The 5100-nt window shown below is 70.1% G+C and carries 4 protein-coding genes; 2 read left to right on the top strand and 2 right to left on the bottom strand.

What is annotated here, in order from left to right:
* The first annotated feature begins 259 nt into the window (after window positions 1-259).
* On the top strand, window positions 260-1342 hold the full coding sequence (gene trpS / locus ACTHJJ_RS08015) for a tryptophan--tRNA ligase (RefSeq protein WP_440302413.1): 1083 nt from the start codon (window positions 260-262) through the stop codon (window positions 1340-1342).
* A 1-nt stretch (window position 1343) separates the two neighbouring features.
* On the opposite strand, the gene ACTHJJ_RS08020 is transcribed toward trpS, so the two are convergent.
* The gene (locus ACTHJJ_RS08020; RefSeq protein WP_440302414.1) at window positions 1344-1730 is read right to left on the bottom strand and encodes a hypothetical protein; all 387 of its coding nucleotides are present in this window, start codon (window positions 1728-1730) and stop codon (window positions 1344-1346) included.
* 174 nt (window positions 1731-1904) lie between these two features.
* Window positions 1905-3323: an LVIVD repeat-containing protein gene (locus tag ACTHJJ_RS08025; protein WP_440302415.1), complete on the bottom strand. Its 1419-nt coding sequence runs from the start codon at window positions 3321-3323 to the stop codon at window positions 1905-1907.
* Window positions 3324-3574: 251 nt separating this feature from the next.
* Between ACTHJJ_RS08025 and acs the strand changes: the two genes are divergently transcribed.
* Window positions 3575-5100 (top strand): acetate--CoA ligase (acs, locus tag ACTHJJ_RS08030; RefSeq protein WP_440302416.1); only part of this gene is annotated, 1526 nt, incomplete at its 3' end.

Consider the following 5100-nt stretch of genomic DNA (forward strand, 5'->3'; position numbering starts at 1 on the left):
CGAGTGAGCGCGTGGTCCCACCCGTCACACCGGCGTCACCCGCCCTTGCTCGACGAGTGAGCGCTTGGTCCCACCTGTCCCAGCCGCGTCCCCGACCACGGGCACCGGCCCACGGGCATACAATCGGTTCGTGAGTTCGACCGCCCAGCGCGCGTGGTGGCTGCCCCTCTGAGAGGCGGCCCAGTCGAACGTACCCATCCGAGCCGCCCGCGGGCGGCTCGTTGCATGTCACCCGTGGGCACCCATCCCAGGAGCTGACATGACCATCACCACCGAACGCGACACGTATGCCGCTGCGCTGGCGTCCAGCGCCATGCTCGACGCGCTCATCGACGAACGCGCGGCGCAGGACCCGACGCGGTTCCGGATGCTGACCGGCGACCGGCCGACCGGGCCGCTCCACATCGGGCACTACCTCGCGAGCCTGCGCAACCGGGTTCGGTTGCAGGAGAAGGGTGTCGAGTCCTTCGTCGTCATAGCGGACTACCAGGTCATCACCGACCGCGACTCGGTCGGGGAGATCGGTGACAACGTGCGCGGCCTCGTGCTCGACTACCTCGCGGCCGGGCTCGACCCCGCGCGGACGACCATTTTCACGCACAGCGCGGTGCCCGCACTGAACCAGCTCATGCTGCCGTTCCTGTCCCTCGTCACCGACGCCGAGCTGCGCCGCAACCCCACGGTCAAGGACGAGCTCGCGCTGTCAGAGGGGCGGCCCCTCTCCGGCCTGCTCCTGACGTATCCCGTGCACCAGGCCGCCGACATCCTCTTCTGCCAGGCACGGGTGGTCCCGGTCGGCCGCGACCAGCTGCCGCACCTCGAGCTGACCAGGACCATCGCGCGCCGCTTCAACAGCCGGTATGCCGCTGGGCACAGCGTGTTCGCCGAGCCGGAGGCGCTGCTCGGCGACGTCCCGCTCCTCATGGGCCTGGACGGGACGAAGATGAGCAAGTCCAAGGGCAACGTCATCAACCTGCGCGACTCGGCGGACCAGACGGCCGCCCGGATCCGGTCGGCCAAGACGGACCCGGAGCGACGCATCACGTACGAGCCCGAGCGGCGCCCCGAGGTGGCGAACCTGCTGACCATCGCGGCCCTGTTCCGTGGCAAGTCGCCGGCGGAGCTTGCCGAGGCGATCGGCGACGGCGGCGCCCGGCGGCTCAAGGAGGTCGTCACGGAGGCGGTCAACGAGGGCCTCGCCGGGCACCGGGCGCGGCGGGCGGAGCTGTCGCGGGACCCGGGCTACCTGACCACGGTGCTGCACGAGGGCAATGCCCGCGCGAACGAGGTCGCCGACCGGACCCTCGCCACGGTGCGGGCGGTGATGGGCATGGCCTACTGAATCAGGTCGCGGCGCAGCGGAACTCGATGGTGACCGGCCCGCCCTCGGTGCCACCGTGCAGGCTGCCCTCGAGGCGACCTGCCTGGATCGAGGCCTTCACCGTCGCGTCGGTCAGCGGCTGCCGCTTGCCCGCCACCGTCACCTCGAGGCCGGAGATCTTCACGTCGGTGGCCTTGGTGCCGGACGCCGGGACTCCTCGCAGCAGGAGGCCGACGTACTCGCCCTGGGCGGTCTCGTCCTTGGAGAAGTTCGTGCCGAAGTTGGCGGTGAGGAACTCGCCTCGCTGGCGGCACTCGGCGCCCTTCACGTCATACGGGCCGCCGGTGACGGTGATGCGCGCCTCGCCGTCGCCGCAGTAGCGCATGACCTGCTGCCCGTCGTCGAGCACGCTGAGCCCGCATTCCATGGCGACTGGCCCCGCCGTCGAGGACCCAGCCGCGGCTCCGTCCGCTCCCCCCGTGCCGGGGGTGCTGCCCGTACATCCGGCGAGCAGCACCCCCATCCCCAGTGCGACCCACGGGGTCGGAGCCGGACGACGCTGTCGGAGTCGTCCGGTCACGTGTCAGCCGACCTTGGCCATGGTCGGGCGGATGATGTCGACGCCACGGCGGCCGTCTGCGACATAGACGACGTCACCGTTGAAGTACGGAGCCGCCGAAGAGCCGCCGTTCGGCCGGTAGTAGCCGACCTGCCGCGGGTGAGCCGGGTCGGAGACGTCGATGAAGCGGGTCCCGTTGCCGTAGAAGGACTGCACCACCAGGTCGCCCTTCATCTCGAAGTAGTGGGCCGAGCAGCCGGTCTTGGGATCGCTGCCCTCCTGGCCCCACGGGGTGAACTCGCCGACGATCTTCAGCCGGTAGGGGTTCTCCGGCGTCGAGCGCCAGCCCTGGCCGTCGCGGCTGTCACCGAGGGAGACGAAGAGCAGGTTGCCGTCGGTCTCGCACGAGTCGCTGAAGTTCTCGATCGTGACGAGCGCGAGGTCACCGGCCGGGTGGCCGCCGAGGGACCGGGTCGGGCGCAGCGCGTTGTGCGCGAACGAACCGCCGGGGAAGCCGACGTCCGGCTGCTGCACGAACTTGCCACCGGCATACGGCACCGGGTCGGACGCCGTCGCGACTCGGTTGACCTTCTGCACCGGGTCCCAGTGCCGGCCCTTGGTCCAGTAGCCACGCAGCCCGCCGCGGCCCGAGGCCCAGGCCACGCCGTCCTCGTCGACCTGCACGTCGTGGACGTAGTCGGTGACGCCGTCGTTGCGGCCGAGGTCGACCGGGGTCGGGTAGACGTAGGGCTTCTTGGGGTTGGTGATGTCGGTGACGAAGATCGGGCGGCCCTGCCAGTCCGCGGGCTGGCTGTCGTCCTTCATCGGGCCACCGGTCCAGAGGTACTTGCAGTCGTTGATGCAGGTCGTCGTGTGGCCCGCGGGGACCGGGGCGAAGCTGAGGATCTCGAGCTTCTCGGGGTCGCGCGCCGAGACGATGTAGACACCCGACTCGCCCGAGTTCTGCGGCTGCCCGAAGGCGCGCGGGTCCTGGGAGAGGAAGACGAGCTTGCGGCTCGGGTCGACGTCCATGTCCTCGTTCTCCCAGAAGCCGGGCATGTCGATCGAGTCGAGCAGCCTGGGCTTCTCGGGGTTCGTGACGTCGTAGGACTTGAGGCCGAAGCGGCCGGTCACGAACATGGCGCGCTTCTTGGCGCCGTAGTCGAGGAAGTTGATGGCGGTAGCCCCGACCGCCTCGGGGAGGTTGCCGATGAACTCGACGGAGCCGTAGTCGCCGGATGGCGCGGTCGTGTCCATCTGCCCGGCGGCGACCGCACGAGCCGTATGGAGCGAGGCGGGGGCGGCCTCGGCCGTGCCGTGCTGCTCGCCGTCGTCGCACGCCCAGGCGACGACGGGGCTGAGGGCCAGCCCGACAGAGGTGGCGACTGCCACGGTGGCGCGGCGGACGAGACGATGTGAAGGGTGGGTTCGGCGACGGGTCATGCCTGTCCTTCCAGACAACAGCAGAAACGGACATTTCGGGTATTTCGGGTCCCTATGATGCGAAGCCTCTCCTGCCCCCACCGGTCCCGCAACCGGAAGCGTCGCCGCCGCAAGGAAACCCGCCCGCGGGACCGCGGCGAGCGGCATACGGAAACCGTCTGTCGACCATTTCGGACCGCTCGGCGGTCGGCCACCACCGGCCCCTTGTAGCGTGTCGACCGGTCCACTTGAGTGGACCTCGATCAACGACGATGCGAAAGGTGGACGCCGTGAGCGATCAGACGCTCGAGAACCTCCTCCAGGAGACCCGGACCTTCCCGCCGCCCCCGGAGTTCGCCGCCAAGGCCAACGGCACCGCGGACCAGTACAGCGAGGCCGCGGCGCACCGCGAGGGATTCTGGGCCGAGCAGGCGCGCAAGTACGTCTCCTGGAGCACCGACTTCACCCAGGTCCTGGACTGGTCGGAGGCCCCCTTCGCGAAGTGGTTCGCCGACGGTGAGCTCAACGCCTGCTACAACGCGGTCGACCGGCACGTCGAGGCCGGCCACGGTGACCGGGTCGCGATCCACTTCGTCGGCGAGCCAGACGGCGACACCCGCGACATCACCTACACGGAGCTGCACGCCGAGGTGCAGCGCGCCGCGAACGCCCTGGCTGACCTCGGGGTGGGCAAGGGCGACACGGTCGCGATCTACCTGCCGATGATCCCCGAGGCGGCCGTGGCGATGCTCGCCTGTGCCCGCCTTGGCGCCCCGCACTCGGTCGTCTTCGGCGGCTTCTCCGCCGAGGCGCTCCACTCCCGCATCCAGGACGTGCAGGCGAAGGTCGTCATCACGTCCGACGGCGGCTACCGCCGTGGCAAGCCGAGCGCCCTCAAGCCGGCCGTCGACGCCGCCCTCGAGCACGGCGACACCTCCGTCCAGAACGTCCTCGTCGTGCGCCGGACCGGGCAGGACACCGCCTGGAACGACGGCCGCGACCTGTGGTGGCACGAGGCCCTCGAGGGCGCCCGGACCGAGCACACCCCGACCCCGGTCGAGGCCGAGCACCCCCTCTTCGTGCTCTACACATCCGGGACGACGGGCAAGCCGAAGGGCATCTTCCACGCCACCGGCGGCTACCTCGTCCAGTGCGCCTACACGAACGCCGTCGTCCACGACGTCCACCCCGAGACCGACGTCTACTGGTGTACCGCCGACATCGGCTGGGTGACCGGCCACTCCTACATCGTCTACGGGCCGATGACGCTCGGCGCGACCCAGGTGATGTACGAGGGCACTCCAGACACCCCGCACCAGGGCCGGTTCTGGGAGATCGTGCAGGACAAGAAGGTCACGATCCTCTACACGGCACCGACCGCGATCCGCACGTTCATGAAGTGGGGCGAGGACATCCCGGCGAAGTTCGACATGAGCTCGCTCCGGCTCCTCGGCTCGGTCGGCGAGCCGATCAACCCGGAGGCGTGGATGTGGTACCGCCGCGTCATCGGCGGCGACCGCTGCCCGATCGTCGACACCTGGTGGCAGACCGAGACCGGCGCGATCATGATCAGCGCGCTCCCCGGCGTCACGGCGGCCAAGCCCGGCTCGGCGATGCGCCCGATCCCCGGCATCACCGCGGACGTCGTCGACGACGCCGGCCAGTCGGTGCCGAACGGCTCCGGCGGCTACCTCGTCATCAAGGACCCGTGGCCCTCGATGCTCCGGGGCGTGTGGGGCGACCCGCAGCGATACAAGGACACGTACTGGTCGCGCTTCCCCGGCATCTACTTCGCCGG

Source organism: Intrasporangium sp., from assembly GCF_051961875.1.
Taxonomy (GTDB): domain Bacteria; phylum Actinomycetota; class Actinomycetes; order Actinomycetales; family Dermatophilaceae; genus Intrasporangium_A.

What these genes read in the sequence shown, in the direction of transcription:
- ACTHJJ_RS08025 (WP_440302415.1), bottom strand. Translation starts at nt 3,323, where the DNA reads ATGACCCGTCGCCGAACCCACCCTTCACATCGTCTCGTCCGCCGCGCC.
- trpS (WP_440302413.1), top strand. Translation starts at nt 260, where the DNA reads ATGACCATCACCACCGAACGCGACACGTATGCCGCTGCGCTGGCGTCC.